The 23,286-nt window shown below is 63.6% G+C and carries 17 protein-coding genes; 11 read left to right on the plus strand and 6 right to left on the minus strand.

Annotated elements, in window-relative coordinates:
* The first annotated feature begins 18 nt into the window (after positions 1-18).
* From recC to P7C00_RS04255, 6 genes are all read left to right on the plus strand, one after another.
* Positions 19-3,471: an exodeoxyribonuclease V subunit gamma gene (gene recC / locus P7C00_RS04230; protein ID WP_404938184.1), complete on the plus strand. Its 3,453-nt coding sequence runs from the start codon at positions 19-21 to the stop codon at positions 3,469-3,471.
* Positions 3,468-7,160: an exodeoxyribonuclease V subunit beta gene (gene recB / locus P7C00_RS04235; RefSeq protein ID WP_404938185.1), complete on the plus strand. Its 3,693-nt coding sequence runs from the start codon at positions 3,468-3,470 to the stop codon at positions 7,158-7,160. Before recC ends, recB begins: the two co-directional genes overlap by 4 nt.
* Positions 7,157-9,238, plus strand: a complete 2,082-nt coding sequence (gene recD, locus P7C00_RS04240) for an exodeoxyribonuclease V subunit alpha (RefSeq protein WP_404938186.1) — start codon at positions 7,157-7,159, stop codon at positions 9,236-9,238. Before recB ends, recD begins: the two co-directional genes overlap by 4 nt.
* A 116-nt stretch (positions 9,239-9,354) precedes the next feature.
* On the plus strand, positions 9,355-9,936 hold the full coding sequence (locus P7C00_RS04245; protein ID WP_404939907.1) for a YfiR family protein: 582 nt from the start codon (positions 9,355-9,357) through the stop codon (positions 9,934-9,936).
* On the plus strand, positions 9,933-11,201 hold the full coding sequence (locus P7C00_RS04250; RefSeq protein ID WP_346633727.1) for a diguanylate cyclase domain-containing protein: 1,269 nt from the start codon (positions 9,933-9,935) through the stop codon (positions 11,199-11,201). Before P7C00_RS04245 ends, P7C00_RS04250 begins: the two co-directional genes overlap by 4 nt.
* Positions 11,202-11,215: 14 nt before the next feature.
* Positions 11,216-11,710: an OmpA family protein gene (locus P7C00_RS04255; protein ID WP_015634043.1), complete on the plus strand. Its 495-nt coding sequence runs from the start codon at positions 11,216-11,218 to the stop codon at positions 11,708-11,710.
* 44 nt (positions 11,711-11,754) lie between these two features.
* On the opposite strand, the gene P7C00_RS04260 is transcribed toward P7C00_RS04255, so the two are convergent.
* Positions 11,755-12,705, minus strand: a complete 951-nt coding sequence (locus P7C00_RS04260; RefSeq protein WP_337154236.1) for a LysR family transcriptional regulator — start codon at positions 12,703-12,705, stop codon at positions 11,755-11,757.
* Positions 12,706-12,853: 148 nt separating this feature from the next.
* On the opposite strand from P7C00_RS04260, the gene P7C00_RS04265 reads away from it, so the two are divergent.
* A complete protein-coding gene (locus P7C00_RS04265) occupies positions 12,854-14,380 on the plus strand; it encodes a CoA-acylating methylmalonate-semialdehyde dehydrogenase (protein ID WP_346633725.1) in 1,527 nt (508 codons plus the stop codon).
* 10 nt (positions 14,381-14,390) lie between these two features.
* On the plus strand, positions 14,391-15,284 hold the full coding sequence (gene mmsB / locus P7C00_RS04270; protein WP_404938187.1) for a 3-hydroxyisobutyrate dehydrogenase: 894 nt from the start codon (positions 14,391-14,393) through the stop codon (positions 15,282-15,284).
* 116 nt (positions 15,285-15,400) lie between these two features.
* Here the strand turns inward: mmsB and P7C00_RS04275 are convergent, their stop codons facing one another.
* The 3 genes from P7C00_RS04275 to P7C00_RS04285 form a co-directional block, all read right to left on the minus strand.
* Entirely contained in the window at positions 15,401-15,919 is a 519-nt protein-coding gene (locus P7C00_RS04275) for an RES domain-containing protein (RefSeq protein ID WP_346633723.1), read from the minus strand.
* Positions 15,916-16,401 (minus strand): antitoxin Xre/MbcA/ParS toxin-binding domain-containing protein, encoded by a 486-nt coding sequence (locus P7C00_RS04280; RefSeq protein ID WP_346633722.1) that lies wholly within the window; start codon positions 16,399-16,401, stop codon positions 15,916-15,918. Before P7C00_RS04280 ends, P7C00_RS04275 begins: the two co-directional genes overlap by 4 nt.
* A 125-nt stretch (positions 16,402-16,526) precedes the next feature.
* Positions 16,527-16,871 carry a cupin domain-containing protein gene (locus P7C00_RS04285; RefSeq protein ID WP_102861021.1) on the minus strand — a complete coding sequence of 115 codons (345 nt, stop codon included), beginning with the start codon at positions 16,869-16,871 and terminating at the stop codon, positions 16,527-16,529.
* Positions 16,872-17,146: 275 nt separating this feature from the next.
* Here P7C00_RS04285 and kynB point away from each other — a divergent pair, with 275 nt between their 5' ends.
* From kynB to P7C00_RS04300, 3 genes are all read left to right on the plus strand, one after another.
* Positions 17,147-17,788 carry an arylformamidase gene (gene kynB, locus P7C00_RS04290; protein ID WP_346633721.1) on the plus strand — a complete coding sequence of 214 codons (642 nt, stop codon included), beginning with the start codon at positions 17,147-17,149 and terminating at the stop codon, positions 17,786-17,788.
* Positions 17,789-17,893: 105 nt separating this feature from the next.
* Entirely contained in the window at positions 17,894-18,745 is an 852-nt protein-coding gene (gene kynA / locus P7C00_RS04295; RefSeq protein ID WP_123723289.1) for a tryptophan 2,3-dioxygenase, read from the plus strand.
* A gap of 185 nt (positions 18,746-18,930) precedes the next feature.
* The gene (locus tag P7C00_RS04300) at positions 18,931-20,430 is read left to right on the plus strand and encodes a PLP-dependent aminotransferase family protein (RefSeq protein ID WP_346633720.1); all 1,500 of its coding nucleotides are present in this window, start codon (positions 18,931-18,933) and stop codon (positions 20,428-20,430) included.
* Positions 20,431-20,444: 14 nt separating this feature from the next.
* On the opposite strand, the gene P7C00_RS04305 is transcribed toward P7C00_RS04300, so the two are convergent.
* Positions 20,445-21,653 (minus strand): benzoate/H(+) symporter BenE family transporter, encoded by a 1,209-nt coding sequence (locus P7C00_RS04305; RefSeq protein WP_404938188.1) that lies wholly within the window; start codon positions 21,651-21,653, stop codon positions 20,445-20,447.
* 183 nt (positions 21,654-21,836) lie between these two features.
* Positions 21,837-23,237: an amino acid permease gene (locus P7C00_RS04310; protein WP_233323814.1), complete on the minus strand. Its 1,401-nt coding sequence runs from the start codon at positions 23,235-23,237 to the stop codon at positions 21,837-21,839.
* Positions 23,238-23,286: the final 49 nt, after the last annotated feature.

A 23,286-nucleotide genomic window follows, 5' to 3' on the forward strand; every position in this document is an offset into this window, starting at 1 on the left:
TTCTCCAAGGAAGCCTTTATGCCGGACGCTTCGTCCCTCAACCCTGGTTTCATGGTGGTTCACGGTAACCGCCTGGACGAGTTGCGCAGCCTGGTGGTCAGCTGGATGCGGCGTTACCCGCTGGCCCCTCTGGAAAATGAAATCGCCCTGGTGCAGAGCAATGGCATCGCCCAATGGTTGAAGTTGGCCCTGGCTGAAGATCCTGAAGAGGATGACTCCGGCGGCTGTGGCATTGCCGCCGCCATCGATGTGCAGTTGCCCGGCAGCTTCATGTGGCAACTTTATCGCCTGGTATTGGGCCGGGACGAAATCCCACCTAAATCCCTTTTGGACAAAGCCCCGCTGACCTGGCGTCTGATGCGCCTGCTGCCAGAACTGATCGATGAGCCCCACTTCGAACCCCTGCAGCGCTTCCTGACCCACGACAGCGATTTGCGCAAACGCTACCAACTGGCAGAGCGCCTTGCCGACCTGTTCGACCAATACCAAGTCTATCGGGCCGATTGGCTTGAGGACTGGGCCGCTGGACGGCATTCACTGCGTAACGTTCGTGGCGAAGCCAAAGCCCTGACCCCGGCCAACTGCTGGCAAGCCGAACTGTGGCGAGCACTGCTTCTGGATGTGGGTACCGAAGGCATGGCCCAGAGCCGAGCCGGAGTCCACCAACGCTTTATCGAGCGGATCCATAACCTGGACCAAGCTCCCACTGGCCTACCGTCACGGGTGATCGTTTTCGGTATTTCTTCCTTGCCGGCCCAGGCCCTGGAGGCTTTGGCCGGATTGGCCCGTTTCAGTCAGGTGCTGCTCTGTGTGCACAACCCCTGTCGCCATCACTGGGCGGACATCGTTGCTGACAAAGATTTGCTGCGCCATCAGTACAAGCGCCAGGCGCGCAAAGCCGGTATGCCACTGGCCCTGGACCCGCAAACCCTGCACCAGCACGCCCATCCGCTGCTGGCCGCCTGGGGCAAGCAGGGACGTGATTACATCAACCTGCTAGACAGTTACGACGACCCGAACAGTTATCGCACGGCTTTCCGCGATGGCCGCATCGACCTGTTCAGCGACAGCCAGCCACGCACCATGCTCCAGCAACTGCAGGACGATATCCTCGAACTGCGTCCCCTCAACGAGACCCGCGAACTGTGGCCCGAAGTCGATCTCCAGCAGGACCAGTCAATCCGTTTTCACGTTGCCCACAGTGCCCAGCGCGAAGTGGAAATCCTCCACGACCAGCTCCTGGCGCGCTTCAGCGCCGAGCCCGACCTGCGACCTCGCGACGTCATCGTCATGGTCCCCGATATCGACAGCTACGCCCCGCATATCCGTGCGGTATTCGGCCAGTTGGAGCGTGATGACCGGCGTTTCATCCCCTTTACCCTCACCGACCAGGGCCAGCGCGGTCGTGACCCGTTGCTGATCGCCGTCGAACACCTGCTCAAACTCCCGGATAGTCGTTTCCCTGTCAGTGAGATTCTCGACCTGCTGGACGTCCCAGCATTGCGTGCGCGTTTTGGTGTCGATGAAGCCGACCTGCCCACCTTGCACCGCTGGATCGAAGGCGCCGGCATCCGTTGGGGCATGAACGCCGAACAACGTGCCGAACTGGGGCTGCCCCAGGAGCTTGAGCAAAACAGCTGGCGTTTCGGCCTGCGACGAATGCTCCTGGGATACGCGGTCGGTCGTTCCGATGCCTGCGACGGCATTGAGCCTTATGACGAAATCGGCGGCCTGGATGCCGCGCTGATCGGCCCCCTGGTCGCACTGCTGGATGCCCTGCAGATTGCCTACCAGCAGCTCACCCAGCCAGCTGTGCCGGCCCAATGGGGCGAGCGCCTGCAGCACTTGCTGGAGCAGTTCTTCCTGGCCAGCACCGAACATGACGACTACCTCCTGGGCCAGCTCGAGGACCTTCGGGAAAACTGGCTGGAAACCTGCGACTCCGTCGGTCTGCAAGATGAGTTGCCCCTGACCGTGGTGCGTGAAGCCTGGCTGGCGGGCCTTGATCAGGGCCGCTTGTCCCAGCGCTTCCTTGCCGGCGCCGTGAACTTCTGCACCCTGATGCCGATGCGTGCAATCCCCTTCAAGCTGGTGTGCCTGCTGGGCATGAATGACGGTGACTACCCACGTGCGCAACCGCCCCTGGACTTCGACCTGATGGGCAGCGACTACCGCCCCGGGGACCGTTCACGACGCGAAGACGACCGCTACCTGCTGCTCGAAGCTTTGCTCTCGGCCCGGGACCAACTCTATGTCAGTTGGGTTGGCCGCAGCATCCGCGACAATAGCGAACGGCCTGCCTCTGTGCTGATCGGCCAGTTGCGCGATCATCTGGCCGGCGGCTGGCGACTGGCGGACGCGCAGCAATCCCTGCTCGATGCCCTGACCCAGGAGCACCCGCTGCAGCCCTTCAGTGCCCGCTACTTTCATGACAATGATGTCCTGTTCAGCTACGCCCGGGAGTGGCAGGTACTGCATCAGGCCCCGGCAGAAACCGCCGCCACCGAACGCCTCGAGCCTTACGTACAGGATGAACCCTTGAGCCTGGCCCAGTTGCAGGATTTTCTGCGCAACCCGGTACGGCACTTCTTCAGCCAACGGCTCAAGGTGTTTTTCGAGGCCATGGAAGCTCCCTTGGCTGACGAGGAGCCTTTTGTCCTCGACGCCCTGCAACGCTACAGCCTCAGCGACAGCTTGCTGGAGGCTGCATTGAGCGATGCCGCGCACCCGGATCAGGCCTTGCAGGCCCAGGCGCAAAGGCTGCAGGCCAGCGGTCTGTTGCCCATGGCCGGTTTCGGTGAATGCCTGCAGCGCGAACTCATGGAGCCCCTGCCGGACTTGCTGCAGCGCTACCGGCAACTGCTGGATCTATGGCCAACGCCGGTCACCAGCGCATTGCCTGTCAGCCTGGAATTGCAGGGCGTGCGCCTGGAAGGCTGGTTGAGCCACCTGCATCAACGGGCGGATGGCGGGCTATTGGCCGTGACCACCATTCCCAACGGCATAGGTTCGATCAAAACCCGCAAATGGCACCGCCTGATCAAGCCCTGGATCAACCACCTGCTGGCCTGCGCCAGCGGCTACTCCCTGACCACCGCGTTGGTGGCCAGCGATGACAGCCTGTTGCTACCGCCTTTGGAACAGGATCAGGCTCGGGCGATCCTCGGCAACCTGCTGCAGGCCTGGCAATCGGGCATGCGCCAGCCACTGCCGGTGGCCGTCAAGACCGCCTTCGCCTGGTTGGGGCAGACTGACCCGGACAAAGCCGCCGCTGCGGCCCGCAAGACCTACGATGGCGATGGCCAGAACAGTGAAGGCGAGCGTCGGGAAAGCCCGGCACTGGCTCGGCAATTCGCCGACTACAACGCCCTGATTGCCGATGAAACCTTCAGCGGCTGGGCCGAGACACTCTATCGGCCCCTGCTGGACGCTCCCTGGCGTTCGGCCCTCGGCGAGGAGGCCGGCTCATGACTCAACAAGCCCCCCTGGCCCTGGCTTTCCCGCTACGGGGCAGCCAACTGATCGAGGCCAGTGCCGGTACCGGCAAGACCTTCACCATCTCCGCGCTCTACCTGCGTCTGGTGCTGGGCCACGGCGGCGACTCCGCAGGCTTTGGTCGCCAATTGCTGCCGCCGCAGATCCTGGTGGTGACGTTCACCGATGCCGCCACCAAGGAATTGCGCGAACGCATCCGCACCCGTCTGGCGGAGGCTGCACGCTTCTTCCGTGATGAGACCAGCGCCCCCGACAGCCTGATCGTCGAGCTGCGCGAGCAATATCCCGCCGAACAATGGGCCGCCTGCGCCAACCGCCTGGACATCGCCGCGCAGTGGATGGATGAGGCCGCAGTCTCGACCATTCACAGCTGGTGCCAACGCATGCTCCGCGAGCACGCTTTCGACAGTGGCAGTCTGTTTACCCAGACCCTGGAAACCGACCACAGCGATCTGCTGGGTCAGGTGTTGCGCGATTACTGGCGGTTGTTCTGCTATCCGATGCAGGGCGATGCGCTGAACTGGGTGCGCTCCAACTGGGTCGGTCCGGCCCAATTGCTGCCTCGGGTACGCGCGATGTTCGGCAGCGAGCGTCATGAGCCGTCGGAACAGACCCCCAGCGAATTGATCGAAGCCTGCCTGCAGGAACGCCGGGAAGCCCTGGTACAACTCAAGGCACCCTGGCGGCAATGGGCGGTGGAGTTGCGGGATATCTGCCTGCAAGGCGTTGCCAGCAAGAGCGTCGACGGCCGCAAGATGCAGGCCCGCTTCTTCGAGCCCTGGTTTGAAAAGATCATTGCCTGGGCCGAGGACGAATCCGTCGAGCAGTTGGATATTGGCACCGGCTTCACCCGCCTGACTCCAGACGGGATGAGCGAAGCCTGGAAAGGTGAAGCTCCGCAGCACCCGGGGCTCGATGCCATGGCGGGACTCAAGGCCAGCCTTGACGCCTTGCCCAGCCCCGACGCCGCAGTCTTGCAGCATGCTGCGCAGTGGGTCGGTGCGCGTTTTGAAGAAGAGAAGCGTCGCCGCGCCGAAATGGGCTTTGACGATATGTTGCTGCGTCTGGACAACGCCCTGCAAAGCGACGGTGGCGAGCGTCTGGCGACTCTGATTCGCGAGCAGTTCCCGGTGGCCCTGATCGACGAGTTCCAGGACACCGATCCGGTGCAGTACCGGATCTTCGAAAGCATCTACCGTATCGAGGCCAACGACCCCGAGACCGGGCTGTTCCTGATCGGCGACCCCAAGCAAGCGATCTATGCCTTCCGTGGCGCCGACATCTACACCTACCTGCGAGCCCGCCAGGCCACCACGGGACGCTTACATACCCTGGGCACCAACTTCCGTTCCAGCCAGGCCATGGTCAGCGCGGTCAACCATGTGTTCCTGCAAGCCGAACAGCGGCAGCAAGGGCAGGGGGCCTTCCTGTTTCGCGAAGAGGATGGCGAGAACCCGGTGCCCTTCCTGGCGGTAGCGGCTCAGGGCCGCAAGGAACGCCTGCAGGTGGATGGCCAAGCGGTACCGGCGCTGAACTTCTGGCAACTGCCCTCGGAGCAGCCGCTGTCCGGGGCCCAGTATCGCCAGCAGCAGGCCGCGGCCTGTGCCAGCGCCATTGTCGATCTGCTCAATGGCGGTCAGCAGGGCCGTAGTGGTTTTGCCCGCGATCAGCAGGAACTCAAGGGGTTGTTGCCGGCGGATATCGCCATCCTGGTCCGCGACGGCAAGGAGGCCCAGGCGGTGCGCGGCGAACTAGCCGCCCGCGGGGTGCGCAGCGTGTATCTCTCGGACAAGGACTCGGTGTTCGCCGCCCAGGAAGCCCGGGACCTGCTGGTGTGGCTCAAGGCCTGTGCCGAGCCGGATGTGGAGCGCCCGCTGCGGGCCGCCCTGGCCTCCCTGACCCTGAACCTGTCCCTGGTGGAACTGGAGCGGCTGAACCAGGATGAACTGGCCTGGGAAGCCCGAGTCATGCAGTTTCGCGGATACCGGACGATCTGGCGCAGCCAGGGCGTGCTGCCGATGCTCCGACGCTTGCTCCATGACTTCCAGCTGCCCCAGGCGCTGATGGCCCGCAGCGACGGCGAGCGGGTGCTGACCAACCTTCTGCACCTGTCTGAGTTGTTGCAGCAGAACGCTGCGGAACTGGACGGTGAACAGGCGCTGATTCGCCATCTGGCCGAGCATCTGGCGCTGTCCGGGCAGGCCGGTGAAGAGCAGATCCTACGCCTGGAAAGCGACGAGCAACTGGTCAAGGTGGTGACCATCCACAAGTCCAAGGGCCTGGAATACCCCTTGGTGTTCCTGCCCTTCATCTGCTCCACCAAACCGGTGGATGGCAGTCGTCTGCCGCTGCATTACCACGATGCAGCCGGCAAGGCCCAGGTCAGTTTGCGACCGACGCCGGAGCTGATCGCCCAGGCCGACGAGGAGCGCCTGGCGGAGGATCTGCGTCTGCTCTACGTGGCCCTGACCCGGGCCCAGCATGCCTGCTGGCTGGGAGTGGCCGACCTCAAGCGCGGCAACCACAGCAGCTCGGTGCTGCACTTGTCGGCCCTGGGCTACCTGCTTGGCGGCGGTGCTCTGTTGGGCGAGTCCAAGGGATTGCTGCGCTGGCTCCTGGACTTGCAGCAAGGCTGTGAGGCCATCGGTGTCAGCGAGCTGCCTGCGGCCGATGACCAGTGCTTCTACCCGCCGCGCAATGACGCCAGCCTGCTGGCCCCGCTGCAGCCGATTCGACGCGCGGCGGAGAACTGGTGGATCGCCTCCTACAGTGCCTTGCGCATCAGCGATACCTTGGGCGCAGGCAACACCGAAGCGCCGGAAAATCCCCAGGCACAGAAGCTCTTCGACGATGAGCGGCTGGACCCCGAGGCCCCTCGGGAAGTCGCCGCCAGTGGTGGCGATATTCACCGTTTTCCCCGGGGCCCGAATCCCGGCACCTTCCTCCACGGTCTGCTGGAATGGGCCGGGGAGGAGGGCTTTGCCGCAGCCCCTGAGGTGATCGAGGATGCCATCGCCCGCCGTTGCAATCGGCGCGGCTGGCAAGGCTGGATTCCGACCCTCAGCGATTGGTTGCAGCACTTGTTGCAGGCATCCCTGCCGGTGGGGGACGGGCAACCGCCAGTGGTGCTGGGGCGACTGACCCAGTACCGGGTCGAAATGGAGTTCTGGTTTGCCAGCCACAAGGTCGACGTGCTCAAACTCGACGAGCTGGTGCGCCAGCAGACTCACCAGGGCGCGCCTCGAGTCACCGCCGAGCCGGTGCTGCTCAATGGCATGTTCAAGGGCTTCATCGATCTGACATTCGAACATCAGGGCCGCTATTACGTGGCCGACTACAAATCCAATTGGCTGGGCGTGGACGACGCGGCCTACACCGAGCAGGCCATGGAACAATCGATTCTCGACAACCGCTACGACCTGCAATACGTGCTCTACCTGCTGGCGCTGCACCGGCAGTTGAAGGCCAGGCTGGCGGACTACGATTACGATCGGCACATCGGCGGCGCCTTGTATCTGTTTTTGCGCGGCAGCCGCTCCGCGAGCCAGGGCGCTTACTTTGCCCGGCCGCCACGGCAGTTGATCGAACGTCTCGACCGCATGTTCCAGGGCCAGTCCGAGCCGCCCAAGACCGAGCCCGCCTGGGAACAGGGAGTGCTGTTATGACCCAGGATCTGTTTGCCGAGTTGGCCGAGCCGCCAGCGCCCCAGTTTGACCTGGCGCCCCTGTCTCGCGCCGAAGACCTGCTGTTGTTGCTTGAGCGTTGGGTCGAACGCGGCTGGCTGCGGGCCCTGGACAAGGCCTTCGTCGGCTTCCTCCATGAGCTGGACCCCGGCTGCGATCCGTTGGTGCTCATGGCCGCGGCTCTGACCAGTCACCAGTTGGGTCATGGGCACGTCTGCCTGGACCTGTTCGAAACCCTCAAGGAGCCGGATTTCGCTCTGTCGCTGCCGCCGGAAGGGGATTCGCAAGGCGGTGCCACGGTGCTGCCTTCCCAGGTGTTGGCGAATCTGGAGGGGGCTCACTGGTGCAAGGTCCTGGCCGGCAGCCGGCTGGTGGCCCTGTCGGCGGATCACGGCGAGGCATCCCAGCAGCGGCCGTTGGTGCTGTCCGGAAAACGCCTGTACCTGCGGCGTTACTGGGCCTATGAACGGCGGATCGACAACGCCCTGCGCCAGCGCCTGGCGTCGACGGAGGCGACTCCGGAGAATCTGGCCCAACGCCTGGACGGGCTATTTGGCCCGGCCAAGGCTGCCGGGCCCATCGATTGGCAGAAACTCGCCTGCGCGCTGGCTACCCGAGGCGCCTTCAGCATCATCACCGGTGGCCCCGGCACTGGCAAAACCACCACCGTGGTGCGTCTGCTGGCATTGCTCCAGGCTCCGGCGGTGGAGGCGCGCAAACCCTTGCGCATTCGTCTGGCGGCGCCCACTGGCAAGGCCGCGGCCCGCCTCACCGAGTCCATCAGCCTGCAAGTGCGGTCCCTGGCAGTCGCCGACGAGGTACGGGAAAAGATCCCCAGCGAAGTGACCACGGTGCACCGCTTGCTGGGCAATCGCCCGGGCACCCGGCATTTCCGCCACCACGCCGGCAACCGCCTGCCCCTGGATGTACTGGTGGTGGACGAAGCCTCGATGATCGACCTGGAAATGATGGCCAATCTGCTGGACGCCTTGCCCATTCATGCACGCCTGGTGTTGCTGGGAGACAAGGATCAACTGGCCTCGGTGGAGGCGGGTGCGGTGCTCGGTGACCTGTGTCGTGATGCCGAGGCCGGCTGGTACAACCCGCAGACTCGCGCCTGGCTGGAAGCGGTCAGCGCGGAGAACCTTGGCGCCAGTGGCTTGCAGGAAGACACCGGGCATCAGCATCCCCTGGCGCAGCAGGTGGTGATGCTGCGCCACTCCCGGCGCTTTGGCGAAGGCAGTGGCATTGGCCAGCTGGCGCGCTGGGTCAATCAACAGCAGGCCGAGGAGGCGCGGCGCCTGCTGGCGGCTCGCAGCCATGCGGACTTGTACGGCCTGAGCCTCAAGGGCGAGCAGGACCGGGCCCTTGAGCGGCTATTGCTGGAGGGCCACGGCGAGGGGCCACAAGGCTATCGGCATTACCTGAATGTGCTGCGCAGCCAGCGTCCGCCCGCGGACACCGTCCTGGAAGACCGCCGCTGGACCGATTGGGCGCGCAACGTCCTCCAGGCCTTCGACCGCTTCCAGTTGCTCTGTGCGGTGCGCAAGGGACCGTGGGGCGTCGAAGGACTGAACCTGCGGGTCACTCAGGCGTTGTTCAAGGCTCGCCTGATCGACAGCGACCAGCAATGGTACGAAGGTCGTCCGGTGCTGATGACCCGTAACGACTATGGCCTGGGCCTGATGAATGGCGATATCGGCATCGCCCTCAAGCTGCCGGAACATGAGGGGCCGCAAGCCGGGCGTCAGGTGCTGCGGGTGGCCTTCCCGCGCAACGATGGCCAGGGCGGGGTACGCCTGGTGCTGCCGAGTCGACTCAATGACGTGGAAACTGTCTACGCCATGACCGTGCACAAGTCCCAGGGCTCGGAGTTCGCTCATACTGCGCTGATTCTGCCCGATGCCCTGAACCCGGTGCTGACCAAGGAACTGATCTATACAGGTATCACCCGGGCCAAGGATTGGTTCAGCCTGATCGAGCCTCGGGCCGGGGTGTTTGAAGAGGCGGTGCGGCGTAAGGTCAAGCGTCTTAGCGGGTTGATGCTGGAGCTGGACTAAGGCCTATGTCCCGCTCCAGTACCCAGCACCGTTTCGGGGCGCTGGGCTCGCTGCATTTTCCCGGGCTGTGCTATCGTTGCGGCATCATTTCCGTGAAATTCAAAGAGAATCCCTGCATGGACGTGGCTGTCTTCAGGACAGAGCGCATTTTGGGGTGGAGGCAGTGTGTACTGTCGACCATTCTTTGCCTGTTCAGTCTGTTTGCCATTGCGCAGCCAGAATCGTCAGCCTCCACCAGCCTGGCTGAACAGCGGGCCAAGGCGGTGACGCAAGTAGTGCTGGGCATCCTCAGCTACGCTCGCTGGCCGGTGGAACCTGCAGAACTGCGCCTGTGCGTGGTGGGCCCGACCGAATACACCGACGATCTGCTCAAGGGCACCACCCAGGCTACCGGCCGTCCGGTGCTGGTGCGCCGCCTGTTGGCCAGCAGCCCGGCAATCGTCAGTGAGTGCGACTCGATCTATGTCGGCAAACTGAGCAATGATGAACGCACCCGCCTGTTCAATTCGCTGACCGGCCAACCCGTGCTGAGCATCAGCGAGGGTGGCGATCAGTGCACCGTGGGCAGCCTGTTCTGCCTGCGGGTCAGCGACAACCAGGTGTCGTTCGAGGTCAACCTGGATTCAGTGGCCCGCAGCGGGGTGAAGATTCATCCCAGCGTGCTGCAATTGTCGCGTCGTCGCCCGGCGGCCCCATGAGTTGGTTCAAGCCCAACGCCCGCCCCACCCTGCGGTCGGTCATAGGTCGCGGCCACCTGATCGTCGCCCTGCTGGCGATTTCCATGGCCAGCCTGTCCCTGACCTTCCTCGGAGTCCTGGCACTGCGGGTTTATGCCGATCACAACCTGCACCTGATTGCCCGGTCCATCAGCTACACCGTGGAAGCTGCCGTGGTGTTCAACGACAGTGTGGTGGCCACCGAGGCGCTGGCCCTGATTGCCTCAACCGAAGAAGTGGCCGATGCCAAGGTCTATGACAGCCAGGGCCGTCTGCTGGCCAGTTGGCAACGTCCGCAAAGCGGTCTGCTGACCAATCTGGAAATGCACGTTGCCAGTGCGATCCTGGAAAAGCCCATCAGCTTGCCGATCCTTCATCAGAACCGGGAGGTGGGCAGCGTCAATGTCACCGGCCATGGCGGCAGCCTGCTGCGCTTTCTGCTCAGTGGTCTGGTGGGCATCGTGTTGTGCACCGCCTTGAGTGCCTGGATGTCGCTGTACCTGGCACGCCGGCAACTGCGAGGGATCACCGGGCCCTTGCGCAGTCTGGCGGAAGTGGCTCACGCGGCCCGGCGCGAGCGGGCCTTCGATCAGCGGGTGCCGCCTGCGGAAATCGCCGAACTGGACAACCTCGGCAACGACTTCAATGCCCTGCTCGATGAACTGGAAGCCTGGCAGACCCACCTGCAAAGCGAGAATGAAACCCTGGCTCACCAGGCCAGTCACGACAGTCTGACTGGCCTGCCCAACCGAGCGTTTTTCGAGGGCCGGCTGATTCGTGCTCTGCGCAGTGCCAACAAGCTCAACGAGCGTATGGCGGTGCTGTTTCTCGACAGCGACCGGTTCAAGGAAATCAACGACAACTTCGGTCACGCTGCCGGCGATGCGGTGCTGGTAGCGGTGGCCACGCGAATTCGTGCGCAGCTACGCGAAGACGATCTGGTGGCCCGTCTGGGTGGCGACGAATTCGCCGTGCTGCTCAGCCCGCTGCACCGGCTTGAAGATGCCCAACGCATCGCTGACAAAATCATCCACAGCATGGACGTGCCGATTCAATTGCCTGGCAACTTGTCGATCATGACGTCGCTGAGCATCGGCATTGCCGTGTACCCGGATCATGGCGTGACTCCCGGCAGCCTGTTGAACGCTGCCGATGAAGCCATGTACCAAGCCAAGCGCGGTTCGCGAGGCGGGCAACACACAGTGGGGGCGGAGCTCCCTATCGTTCAGGTACAAAACAGGAGCTAATTCCCTTGTTCTCAATGACGCAACGTTCGGTTCGACTGTTCAGCACCCTGGTATTCATGGCCCTGCTGGCCCTGGCGGGCTGCCAGAGTGTGCCGCCCAAAGGTCTGACCCCGAAACAGATCGCGGTACTGAAACAGGAGGGCTTCGAACTGACGGATGAAGGCTGGGCCTTCGGCCTGTCGGGCAAGGTGCTGTTTGGCAGTGATGTGGAAACCTTGAACCAGGCCAGCACCGAGATCGTCCAGCGCATCGGCAAGGCGCTGCTCAGCGTCGATATCCAGAAGGTCCGGGTCGATGGCCACACCGACGCTTCGGGCAAGGAAGCCTACAACGTGCAGCTGTCCGTGCGCCGGGCCAAGAGCGTGGTCAAGGTGCTGACCCAGGTCGGCATGCGTGAAGAAAACATCCAGTTGCGCGGCCTTGGCAGCAGTGAGCCAGTGGCCTCCAATAGCACCGTGGCCGGACGCACCGAGAACCGTCGGGTGTCGATCGTGGTGATCGCCGACTGATCGGCGACCCACATCGTTGCGGTTGTCGTTGCGGCCGCTAAGGATCAGGGGGCGGCGAACAGCATGCTGCGACTGTCCCCCATCAGCAGCGGCCGATTCTGCTCGGTCACCTCGCGGATGTAATCCCACAACAGGGTGATCCGCTTGAGCTTGCGCAGATCCTCCCGGCAGTACATCCAGAATTGCCGGGTCAGGTTGATCTCCTTGGGTAGCACCGGCAGCAGGCGCGGGTCCTGGGCGGCCAGGAAGCACGGCAGGATCGCCAGGGAGCGGCCCTGCTGCGCCGCCACGTACTGGGCAATGACGCTGGTGCTGCGCAGGTTGGCGCTGGCCCCGGGCACTACATTGGCCAGGTACAGCAGCTCGGAACTGAAGGCCAGGTCATCCACATAGCTGATGAATTGATGCTCGCTCAGGTCGCCGGGGCGGCGGATCGGCGGGTGGCGGTCGAGGTATTCCTGGGTGGCGTACAGCTGCAGGCGGTAGTCGCACAGCTTGCAGCACACGTAGGGCCCGTGCTCCGGGCGTTCCAGGGCAATGACGATGTCCGCCTCGCGCTTGGACAGGCTGATGAAGTGCGGCAGCGGCAGGATGTCCACCGAGATCGCCGGGTAGGCATCGAGGAAATGGCTCAGCTGCGGGGTGATGAAGAAGCTGCCGAAGCCTTCGGTACAGCCCATGCGCACATGCCCGGACAACGCCACGCCTGAGCCCGAGACCTGCTCGCACGCCATATGCAGGGTGCTTTCGATGGACTCCGCATAACCCAGCAGGCGCTGGCCCTCGGCGGTCAGAACAAAGCCGTTGGTGCGAGACTTTTCAAACAGCAGGGTGCCCAGGGCAGTTTCCAACGAACCGATGCGCCGCGACACCGTGGTGTAGTCCACCGCCAGGCGTTTGGCCGCGCTGCTGGCCTTGCGGGTGCGCGCCACTTCGAGGAAAAACTTCAGGTCGTCCCAGTTCAGGGTGCTTAGCGAGGTGATGTTTTTTTGCATGATGGACCGGTTTTTATGTGCGTTCTTATTAGGTATTTGCACATCTATACTCCAAAAACCGTCCGACACCAACTCGCGACAGCCCCTCTTTCAAGGCGCTTGCCCGCCTTGGTTCCCTGCATAAGAACTCAAGAAGTCAGGAGACCCCATGAACGCATCCCTCAAGCCCGACGGCACTACCCTGCAACAGGTCAAACTGCTGATCGACGGTGAATGGGTCCAGTCCCAGAGCCAGGAATGGCACGACATCGTCAACCCGGCGACCCAGGAAGTGCTGGCCAAGGTGCCCTTTGCCACTACCGCTGAAGTCGACGCCGCGATCGCCGCGGCCCAGCGTGCCTTCCAGACCTGGAAACTGACCCCGATCGGCGCGCGGATGCGCATCATGCTCAAGCTCCAGGCCCTGATTCGCGAGCATTCCAAACGCATCGCCGTGGTCCTCAGCGCCGAGCAGGGCAAGACCATCGCCGACGCCGAGGGCGACATCTTCCGCGGCCTGGAAGTGGTGGAGCATGCCTGCTCCATCGGCACCCTGCAGATGGGCGAGTTCGCCGAGAACGTCGCCGGCGGCGTGGACACCTACACCCTGCGCCAGCCGATCGGCGTGTGCGCCGGGATCACCCCCTTCAACTTCCCGGCGATGATTCCGCTGTGGATGTTCCCGATGGCCATTGCCTGCGGCAACACCTTCGTCCTCAAGCCTTCCGAGCAGGACCCGCTGTCCACCATGTTGCTGGTGGAGCTGGCAGTGGAAGCCGGGGTGCCGGCCGGTGTGCTCAACGTGGTGCACGGCGGCAAGGAAGTGGTGGATGCGCTGTGCACCCATAAGGACATCAAGGCCGTGTCCTTCGTCGGTTCGACCGCGGTCGGCACCCATGTCTATGACCTGGCGGGCAAGCACGGCAAGCGCGTGCAATCGATGATGGGCGCCAAGAACCACGCCGTGGTGCTGCCCGACGCCAACCGCGAACAGACCCTCAATGCCCTGGTGGGCGCCGGCTTCGGCGCTGCCGGTCAGCGGTGCATGGCCACCTCGGTGGTGGTGCTGGTGGGCGCCGCGAAACAATGGCTGCCGGACCTCAAGGCCCTGGCGCAGAAACTCAAGGTCAACGCCGGCAGCGAGCCCGGCACCGATGTTGGCCCTGTGGTCTCCAAGCGCGCCAAGGCGCGGATTCTGGAGCTGATCGAAAGCGGCGTGAAAGAAGGCGCCAAGCTGGAGCTCGATGGCCGCGGCATCCAGGTCCCGGGCTACGAGCAAGGCAACTTCATCGGCCCGACCCTGTTCTCCGGGGTGACCCCCTCTATGCAGATCTACACCCAGGAAATCTTCGGCCCGGTGCTGGTGGTGCTGGAGGTGGACACTCTGGATCAGGCTATCGCCCTGGTCAACGCCAACCCCTTCGGCAACGGCACTGGCCTGTTCACCCAGAGCGGTGCAGCGGCGCGCAAGTTCCAGAGCGAAATCGACGTCGGCCAGGTGGGTATCAACATCCCGATTCCGGTGCCGGTGCCGTTCTTCAGCTTCACGGGCTCCCGTGGCTCCAAGCTCGGTGACCTGGGCCCCTACGGCAAGCAAGTGGTGCAGTTCTACACTCAGACCAAGACCGTCACCAGCCGCTGGTTCGACGATGACAGCGTCAACGACGGTGTGAATACCACCATCAGCCTGCGTTGAGGAGCCTGACATGAACATTGCATTTATCGGCCTGGGCAACATGGGCGCGCCCATGGCCCGCAACCTGATCAAGGCCGGGCATCAGCTGAACCTGTTCGACCTCAACCAGAGCGTGTTGGCGGAGTTGGCGCAGCTGGGCGGGCACGTCGCTGCCTCGCCCAAGGCGGCTGCCGAAGGTGCCGAACTGGTGATCACCATGCTCCCGGCTGCGGCCCATGTGCGCAGTGTGTGGCTGGGTGAAGACGGGGTGTTGGCGGGGATTGGCCGCGGCGTCCCGGCGGTGGATTGCAGCACCATCGACCCGCAGACCGCTCGCGAAGTGGCCGCCGCAGCTGCCAAGCACGGCGGCGTGGCCATGGCTGATGCGCCGGTGTCCGGCGGCACCGGTGGTGCGCAGGCCGGGACCCTGACCTTCATGGTCGGCGCCAGTGCCGAGCTGTTCTCCACCCTGCAGCCAGTACTGGCGCAGATGGGGCGCAACATCGTGCATTGCGGCGAAGTGGGCACCGGGCAGATCGCCAAGATCTGCAACAACCTGCTGCTGGGGATCTCGATGATCGGCGTCAGCGAAGCCATGGCCCTGGGGGATGCCCTGGGCATCGACACCCAAGTACTGGCGGGGATCATCAACAGCTCCACCGGCCGTTGCTGGAGTTCCGATACCTACAACCCGTGGCCGGGAGTGATTGAAACCGCTCCGGCATCCCGCGGCTACACCGGCGGCTTTGGTGCCGAGCTGATGCTCAAGGACCTGGGGTTGGCCACCGAGGCCGCCCGTCAGGCTCACCAGCCCGTGGTGCTGGGTGCCGTGGCCCAGCAGCTGTATCAGGCCATGAGCCAGCGTGGGGAAGGCGGCAAGGACTTCTCGGCCATCGTCAACAGCTACCGCAAGCCGCAATCGTAAACCGACGGGGGCGAGCGCCCCCGCCTCGATGCTTGCATCAACTCTTCGAACACAGCACCTTCAACAGGGGCATTTGCGGGAATCTGCGTCGGGAAGGTTCCCGCTTTTTTGTGGGTTCAGTTCGGGCGATTGGCAGCGGTGTGCGCAGGAGGGTTGAGACGGGTGTCGAGGCCGAAGCGCTCCTGGATCACCACCTGATACAGCCCTTTGGCCAGCAACGGATTGATCAGGATGTTCCAGCTGTGCCGGGACACCGATGAGGGCACCAGCACGAATGGATGGTCGGCCAGCAACTGGTCGGCGAATTTCTGCTGGCCGGCACTGGGGATGCCCGGAGTCAGCCAGTTGGGATTGGGCAGACTGCGTTCATCCACGCGATAGATGGCCGACGGGTCCTGGATCAGGGCGCCGGTGAGGACATGGGGCACGTTATCGAGTGCGGCGAAGCCCTTGTGCACCGCCACTTCGAGAATCGCCGTGGCGGGGTCGGCGCTGCCATACACGGCCTTGACCCCTTTGGAGTTCCAGCGACCGCCGCACAGCTCGGCACCGATGCCACTGTCCCAGCTGTCGGCGTGCCGGGCGGCGTCCAGTCGCCAGAAATGAATCTCGCTGCTGCCCGGAATACTGATCACTGATAGACCCCGTATTCCAGGCGGGTGAGGAACTCGTCCACCAGTTCGAAGCCGATGGGGTTGGTCAGCAGATCCACCGGTTTATGGCCGTCGAGGCCCATCACCGGCTTGGCCATCCAGTCCTGTGCCTCTTCACTGCTGCCGAAGACGTCCTGGGCCTTGGCCAGCACCTGGGCAAAACGTACCGCGCGGGCACTCTGCTCCGGGTTCAGGGGTTCGTCCGGGGTTTTCAGGCGCCGATGCAGGGTGCGTTCGGAGAGGCCGATGATCTTGGCCAGCACCTGTTCGTCCTTGAGCATGGGCACCGAGGAGACGAACTTGATGATCGCCGTCAGGGGGATGCCTTCTTCGGTCAGGCGATAGATCGAAATGCGGTCGTCAAACCGTGCCCGGCCACCCAGGAGGATGTCCGAAGACTGTTCTTTCAATACCAGTTTGCCCCGCCGCTTGGGGGGGATGCCGGTGCCTGTCAGCGCAACCATGGGTGCTGCTCCTGCCTTTGCCATTTGGCAGTGATTATATAGACATTTGGCGGGGTGCGTTGAGTTGAGTGGCAATGCCGGAAGGGGAGCCCGAGTCGAGCGGGCTCCCGGTGAGTGTGCGGGGTTCAGGCAAACACGAAGTACTTACGCACGGTTTCCACCACTTCCCAGGTGCCTTTCATCCCGGGTTCCACTACGAAGATATCGCCGGCACGCAAGTGGATGGGATCGCGGCCATCCGGGGTGATCACGCAGTACCCTTCCTGGAAATGGCAGTACTCCCACTTCTCATAGGCCACCCGCCACTTGCCCGGGGTGCAGATCCAGGTGCCCATGATCTTGCTGCCGTCCTCGCTGGTGTAGGCGTTGAGGTTGACGGTGTGGGGATCGCCCTCGAGTTTTTCCCATTTGCAGGCGTCGAGGACGGGCAGCGGATGGGTATCGCGCAGAACGGTAATGGGTTGCGACATGCTGTGCTCCTAGCGGGCAGAGAACTGAAGACGCACCCTATAGCGCCCGACGTTCAGGGGGATGTCTGTTCTCGACCTCGGGGTATCCAGAAGCGCAATGCGAGGGCCGCTATCGGTTGCGGATAACGGGCGGCTGACGGTTGAAACATTCCCTCGACAAAGGGCGGTTTTTTAGCAGGATTTGCGAAATATCTGACGATGCCCGAGTTATTTCGCAAGAATCTTTACCGGTATCGCTCGTATCATTCAGTCCGGAGTGACCGAGAGCCGCACGAATGGAAAATACACCACGCTGGTGGGATATCAGCCCGCCTTTGAGTACCGCGACCCCGACCTGGCCGGGGGACACGCCGTTCCAGGAGGAGCGCGTCTGGCAGTTCGGGCCCGAGTGCCCGGTGAATGTCGGGCGGGTGACCCTGTCGCCCCACACCGGCGCCCATGTCGATGCGCCCCTGCATTACCGGCCGGATGGCCTGCCCATCGGCGAAGTGCCGCTGGATGTCTACATGGGCCCGTGCCGGGTCCTGCATTGCCTGGACAGTGGCGCCCTGGTGCAGCCCGAAGCCTTGCTCGGGCGCCTGGACAACCTGCCTGCGCGAGTGTTGCTGCGCACTTATCCACAGGCTCCGCTGAGTGCCTGGGACCCGGACTTTACCGCCGTTGCTCCAGCCACTGTCGAGCTGCTGGCCAGCCTCGGCGTGCGCCTGATCGGCATCGATACCCCGTCCCTCGATCCCCAGCAATCCAAGACCATGGATGCCCACAACACCGTGGCCCGCCATGGCATGGCGATCCTCGAGGGCGTGGTGCTGGATGAGGTTGCCGAAGGCGACTACGAACTGATTGCCCTGCCACTGCGCTTCGCCCATCTGGACGCCAGTCCGGTACGGGCGATCCTGCGTCCCCTGGCCGATTGATTCCTACAATAAATACACAGCTGGCCGTCCGCGCCGTTGTGCATCCCGCCCCGGGTTGCACAGCCTGCGGGTGGTAACCGCTGCCTGAGGCGAGGAGCCCACGCCATGAGCCAATGTCCTTTTTCAAGCAACCCACCGGATGAATGGCATAACGCCGAGCTGAATTTCTCCGATTCCATGAGCTACGGCGACTACTTGGACCTGGGGCGCATCCTCAGCGCCCAGCATCCGCTGTCGCCGGACCACAACGAGATGCTCTTCATCATCCAGCACCAGACCTCGGAGCTGTGGATGAAGCTGATGCTGCACGAGCTCAAGGCCGCCCGCGAGCAGGTGCGCCAGGGCCAGTTGCCCCCGGCGTTCAAGATGCTGGCGCGGGTCTCGCGGATCTTCGACCAACTGGTGCATGCCTGGGCGGTGCTGGCCACCATGACGCCGTCCGAGTACAAGTCGATCCGCCCGTACCTGGGCCAGTCCTCGGGCTTCCAGTCGTTCCAGTACCGGGAAATCGAATTCATCCTCGGCAACAAGAGCGCGGCGCTGTTGCGGCCCCACGCCCACCGTCCCGAGCTGCTGCAATCCCTGGAAGCGTCGATTGCCACTCCGTCCATGTATGACGAAGCGATTGCCCTGATGGCCCGCAGCGGCTTGAGCATCGACCCGGCGCGCCTGGCGCTGAACAGCACCACCACGACTCAGCATGACCCTTCGGTGGAAGCGGCCTGGCGCGAGGTCTACGCCAACCCTTCAGCCTATTGGGACCTGTATCAGTTGGCGGAAAAGTTCATCGACCTGGAGGATTCCTTCCGCCAGTGGCGCTTCCGTCACGTGACCACCGTGGAGCGCATCATCGGCTTCCAGCCCGGCACCGGCGGCACCGAAGGCGTGGGCTACCTGCGCAAGATGCTCGACACCGTGCTGTTCCCCGAACTGTGGCGGGTTCGATCCTCGCTCTGATCGTTCTGTTCACTTAAGCCAAAACGGCGCGCCCTCACCTGGGGACGCGCCGTTTTTGTTGGGCTTGCCTATTGCCACATTCTTCGTTCGCCGGTGGCGAAGGTTGCAGCGGCTGACACGAGAGTCGTTGTACCGATAAAGTGGCCGCCATTTATGCGCCACTTTCATCTGATCAGGCAGACCACATGTCCCGAACCTTCGAGCTTGAAACCCTGAAGATGCGGCTCAGCGACCCTGAGTTCGCGCCCCTGGACCTGCACCAGCGCATTCAGCGGGCCTTGCGTGGCCTGATCCTCGACGGCGCCCTGGGCCCCGGGTTGAAACTGCCGGCCAGTCGAGCCCTGGCCAAGTCGCTGGCGGTATCCCGGGACACCGTGGAGAACGCCTATGTGCAGTTGCAGCGCGACGGTTTTATCCAGCGTCGCGAAGGCTCGGGGAGTTATGTCTGTGAAACCATCGGTGCTCAGTTGCGCGGCTCGGCCCGCCGCCGCCAGCAGTTGCAGGGGCCGCCGGGGCACAGCCCAGAGCCTGGGGCGGGCCTGAGCCGGCGCGGCGCGCTGCTGTTGCAAAGGGGCGGCGTCAGCGATCAGCAGGCCGTCACCGCCTTTGCGACCGGACTGCCGGAAACCCGCAGCTTCCCGCTGGACGTCTGGGAACGCCTGCAACGCCAGGCGTTGAAGGATTACCGCGCCAATGTACTGCTGCATGGCGATCCCCAGGGTGCACTCCCCCTGCGCAAGGCCATTGCCGCCTACCTGAACCTGGAACGCGGAGCCAAGGTGCAGCCCGAGCAGATCCTGGTGCTGAGCAGTACCCGCCAGGCGCTGTTTCTGTGCGCGCAACTGCTGGTGGACGCTGGCAAGCCGATCCTGCTGGAGAACCCGGGCTACTTCGGCGCACGCAAGGCATTCGAGGCCGCCGAGGCGCGGATCGTGCCCATTGATGTCGACAGCCAGGGCATTCGTACCGACTTGCTGCGGGCCGACCGCAGTGGCGCCCGCTGTGTCTATGTGACGCCGTCCCATCAGTACCCCACGGGCGCCACCTTGTCCCTGGAGCGTCGCCTGGAACTGACCCGTTGGGCCGCCGAGCAGGAGAAATGGATCATCGAGGACGATTACGACAGCGAGTTCCACTACGACGGTTTACCCACCGCCTGTGTCCAGGGCCTGGACCCGTATCAGCGCACCCTCTACATCGGCACCTTCAGCAAGACCCTCTACCCGGGCCTGCGCATGGGTTACATGGCCTTGCCCAGCGAGCTGGTGAGCGCCTTCAGTGCTGCCCGCAGCATCATCGACGGGCACACGCCGCAGATCCTCCAGCTGACCCTGGCGCGGTTCATGGAAGAGGGGCACTACAACGCCCATGTGCGGGCCATGCGCAAGCTGTACGCCGGACGTCGGCAAGCCATGCTCGATGCCATCGGGCGGCATTTGCAGGGCATTGCCGTGGCCTTGCCGCCACCGGGCGGGTTGCAGATTCCTTGCCTGCTGGAGCCCGGCTGGAGCGAAGCGTTGACCCAGCAACGAGCCGCCAGGGCCGGTATCCAGTTGCCGGGGCTCAGCCGGCTCTATGCCGGTGAGCAGAAGCAGCAAGGCTGGTTGTTGGGCTACGCCTCGTTGAGTGGCCATGAGATCGAAGCGACCATGGCGCGCCTGGCCCAGGCCCTGAGAAAGGCCTAGTCAGACGCTGGCCTTCAGGGTTTGGCGGCACGGGCGGCCAGCAGATTGACCCGGCCATGGATCAGCAGGTGCACGGTCAAGCCGGCCACCAGTCCCCAGAAGGCGCCGCCGACCCCGAGCAGGGTGACGTTGGCCGCGGTGGCGAGGAAGGTGATCAGCGCCGTTTCCCGGGTTGCTCCGTCGGCCATGGCATTGGCCAGGCTGCCGCCGATGGCTCCCAACAGCGCCAGGCCCGCCAGGGTGGTGACAAAGGCCTTGGGCAGCACCGTGAACAGGGTCGCCAGGGTCACGCCGAAGGTTCCCACGAGGAGGTAGAACACCCCGCAGGCAATGCCGGCGATGTAGCGCTTTTTCGGGTCCGGGTGCGCGTCCTCGCCGGTACAGATCGCCGCGGTGATCGCCGCCACGTTGAAGGCGTGGGCGCCGAACGGTGCCATCAGCAGCGAACCCAGGCCGGTGACCGTGAGCAGTGGGTTGGCGCTGGTGCTGTAGCCGTCATTGCGCAGCACCAGCATCCCGGGCATGTACTGGCCGGTGAGGGTGATGACGAACAGCGGCAACGCCACTCCGAGCAAGGCTTGCAGGGAGAACTGCGGCGCGGTGAATACCGGTACCGCCAGGCTCAAGTGCACGGCAGAAAAGTCGATCCGCTGCTGAGCGATGAGCAGCCCCAGGCCGATGACCAGGATGCCCACCACGGCAAAGCGCGAGGTGAAACGCCGCAGCAAGGCGTAGGACACCAGCAGCACGATCACCAGCAGCGGATCGGCACTGGCGCCGCCAAAAGCATTGATCCCGAACTGCAACAGGATGCCCGCCAGCAGGCCGGCGGCGATGCCCTTGGGGATCATCCGCACCAGTTTGTCGAAGGCCCCGGACCCGCCCAGAACAATGAAGCCCAGGGCCGAGATCAGGTAGGCACCGATCACCTCGGCATAGGGCGTGAACGGCATCACGGTGGCCAGGAACGCCGCGCCGGGGGTGGACCAGGCGGTGATGATCGGTGCCTTGTAACGCAGGCTCAGCCACAGCCCGGTCAGGCCCACGCCCACCGACACCGCCCAGACCCAGGAGGCCGTCTGGGCCGGTGACAGCCGCGCCAGTTCGGCAGCCTGGAACACCAGGACAAAGGTCCCGCCGTAGTTCACCAGCACTGAAATCAGCGCCGCCACGGTGGGCGAGAAAACATCGGTCCAGCGCAGGCTTGCTGCAGTTCTGTTCATAAGCCGCTCTCCATCGAGGAACAGGCTCCCTGGCTCATGTGCCGGGAGGGAGTCGATTCTAGATAGGGGGCGGATTGTTGTTTCAGGCCGCATTTGCCGTAATTGGCAGACCGCTTTTGAGCCGTCGACAAAAAAGCCCGGCCTTGATCAGGCCGGGCTTTGGGGGTGTTGCAACCCTGAGCCTTAGTGCAGGGCGGGCTGCCCGGCCTTGCGGGCATGACTCAGGCGATAGAAGCCCCAGATCACCAGGACCCACACCGGAATCGCATACACCGAGGCGCGAATGCCCGGGATCATCCACATCACGCCGACGATCATCACCATGAACGCCAGGCACAGGTAGTTGCTCAGTGGCGACCAGAAGGCCTTGAACGACGGCACCACGCCTTGCTCGGCCATGGCCTTGCGAAAGCGCAGGTGGGTCAGGCTGATCAGTGCCCAGTTGATCATCAGTGCCGCCACCACCAGGGCAAACAGCAGCTCCAGTGCTTCGTGGGGCGCCAGGTAGTTGACCAGTACGCAGAGCAGGGTGATCAGCGCGGAAATGCCCAGGGCCAGAATCGGCACGCCTTGCTTGTTGAGTTTCATCAGCGCCTTGGGTGCATCGCCCTGTTCGGCCAGGCCGTAGAGCATGCGGCTGTTGCAGTACACGCCGCTGTTGTACACCGACAGCGCCGCGGTCAGGACCACGAAGTTGAGGATCTGCGCCGCCGCATCACTGCCGATCAGCGAGAAGATCTTCACGAAAGGGCTGCTGCTGTAGGCGTCGCCGCCGGCGTTGAGGCTCACCAGCAGTTCATCCCATGGATACAGCGACAGCAGTACCGCCAGGGCGCCGACGTAGAAGATCAGCACCCGGTACACCACCTGATTGATGGCCTTGGGGATCACTTTGCGCGGTTCCGCGGCTTCGGCGGCGGTGATGCCCACCAGTTCCAGGCCGCCGAAGGAGAACATGATGAAGGCCATGGCCATCAGCAGGCCGGTGCCGCCATTGGGGAAGAAACCGCCGTGGGACCAGAGATTGCTCACCGACGCCTGGCTGCCGCCGCTGCCGCTGAACAGCATGTAGCAGCCGAGGACGATCATGCCGACGATGGCCACCACCTTGATGATGGCGAACCAGAACTCGGCTTCACCGAAGAACTTCACGTTCATCATGTTGATCAGGTTGACCAGCACGAAGAACACCGCGGCACTGACCCAGGTGGGAATTTCCGGCCACCAGAACTGCACGTACTTGCCCACCGCGGTGAGCTCGGCCATGCCCACCAGGACATACAGCACCCAGTAGTTCCAGCCCGCGAGAAAGCCGAAGTAACCGCCCCAGTACTTGTGGGCGAAGTGGCTGAAAGAACCGGCCACTGGCTCCTCGACGATCATTTCCCCCAGCTGGCGCATGATCAGGAAGGCAATGAAACCGGCAATCGCATAGCCGAGGATCATCGAAGGTCCGGCGGACTTGAGCACCCCGGCCGAGCCGAGGAAGAGTCCGGTGCCGATCGCCCCGCCCAGGGCGATCAACTGAATATGGCGGTTCTTCAAGCCACGCTTGAGTTCACCTTGCTTCAAGGTCTGATCCACTAAATTGCGCTCTCTTCTAGTTGTTATCAGGACCGATCCCAGGCTGAAC

Source organism: Pseudomonas sp. JDS08PS003, assembly GCF_045013505.1.
Classification (GTDB): Bacteria; Pseudomonadota; Gammaproteobacteria; order Pseudomonadales; family Pseudomonadaceae; genus Aquipseudomonas; species Aquipseudomonas protegens_B.

Excerpts from the sequence above, each read along its gene's own strand:
- mmsB (WP_404938187.1), top strand. The coding sequence starts at position 14,391 with ATGAACATTGCATTTATCGGCCTGGGCAACATGGGCGCGCCCATGGCC.
- P7C00_RS04255 (WP_015634043.1), top strand. The coding sequence starts at position 11,216 with ATGACGCAACGTTCGGTTCGACTGTTCAGCACCCTGGTATTCATGGCC.
- recB (WP_404938185.1), top strand. The coding sequence starts at position 3,468 with ATGACTCAACAAGCCCCCCTGGCCCTGGCTTTCCCGCTACGGGGCAGC.
- P7C00_RS04250 (WP_346633727.1), top strand. The coding sequence starts at position 9,933 with ATGAGTTGGTTCAAGCCCAACGCCCGCCCCACCCTGCGGTCGGTCATA.
- kynB (WP_346633721.1), top strand. The coding sequence starts at position 17,147 with ATGGAAAATACACCACGCTGGTGGGATATCAGCCCGCCTTTGAGTACC.
- P7C00_RS04285 (WP_102861021.1), bottom strand. The coding sequence starts at position 16,871 with ATGTCGCAACCCATTACCGTTCTGCGCGATACCCATCCGCTGCCCGTC.
- P7C00_RS04260 (WP_337154236.1), bottom strand. The coding sequence starts at position 12,705 with ATGCAAAAAAACATCACCTCGCTAAGCACCCTGAACTGGGACGACCTG.
- P7C00_RS04300 (WP_346633720.1), top strand. The coding sequence starts at position 18,931 with ATGTCCCGAACCTTCGAGCTTGAAACCCTGAAGATGCGGCTCAGCGAC.
- recD (WP_404938186.1), top strand. The coding sequence starts at position 7,157 with ATGACCCAGGATCTGTTTGCCGAGTTGGCCGAGCCGCCAGCGCCCCAG.
- P7C00_RS04265 (WP_346633725.1), top strand. The coding sequence starts at position 12,854 with ATGAACGCATCCCTCAAGCCCGACGGCACTACCCTGCAACAGGTCAAA.
- recC (WP_404938184.1), top strand. The coding sequence starts at position 19 with ATGCCGGACGCTTCGTCCCTCAACCCTGGTTTCATGGTGGTTCACGGT.
- P7C00_RS04305 (WP_404938188.1), bottom strand. The coding sequence starts at position 21,653 with ATGAACAGAACTGCAGCAAGCCTGCGCTGGACCGATGTTTTCTCGCCC.
- kynA (WP_123723289.1), top strand. The coding sequence starts at position 17,894 with ATGAGCCAATGTCCTTTTTCAAGCAACCCACCGGATGAATGGCATAAC.
- P7C00_RS04245 (WP_404939907.1), top strand. The coding sequence starts at position 9,355 with ATGGACGTGGCTGTCTTCAGGACAGAGCGCATTTTGGGGTGGAGGCAG.
- P7C00_RS04280 (WP_346633722.1), bottom strand. The coding sequence starts at position 16,401 with ATGGTTGCGCTGACAGGCACCGGCATCCCCCCCAAGCGGCGGGGCAAA.